At 61.2% G+C, this 438-nt stretch carries 1 protein-coding gene; it reads right to left on the bottom strand.

The window, feature by feature from the left end:
• Positions 1-387: hypothetical protein (locus tag DVK07_RS21885; RefSeq protein WP_233565664.1), on the bottom strand; the 387-nt coding region annotated here is incomplete at its 3' end.
• Between the last annotated feature and the right edge of the window lie 51 nt (positions 388-438).

Genomic DNA, 438 nt, shown 5'->3' with positions numbered 1-438 from the left:
CATGATTTCCGGCACATAGCGCAGTTCATTGAGCAAACTTTGATGGTCCTGCCCCAAGAGCAGGATGACGCTGTCCGCGGCATCCAGACGGTGGTCATCATTGTTATCGACAATGAGGTAGCTGCTGTTTTGCTCGCCGAGAACGCTGCTGACCCCGACCTTGGCGCTCAATGCTCCAGGCTGACCGAGATCAAGCAACGCGGCCAACAGCTGGCTGGCGCTGCTGCCCTGTTCGGCCGTCAGGGCGCCGATTCTCGCCTCCACGCCTTGCGCATCGCTGACGCCATAATCCGCCAGCTTCCCGCCGCCGGCCCCCTGAGCGATCCGCAGACCTGAAAGCACATCGTCGATGCTGCCCTGCGTCAGCGAAAAGTCTTTTAACGTCACGCCTGACGCCGCCGTGCTGCTCTGCAGCGTAACGTGGCTTTTCCCTGCGCC

It is taken from the genome of Halorubrum sp. Atlit-26R, assembly GCF_003666015.1.
Lineage (GTDB): Archaea > Halobacteriota > Halobacteria > Halobacteriales > Haloferacaceae > Halorubrum.
This window is presented reverse-complemented; position numbering and strand designations above follow the sequence as displayed.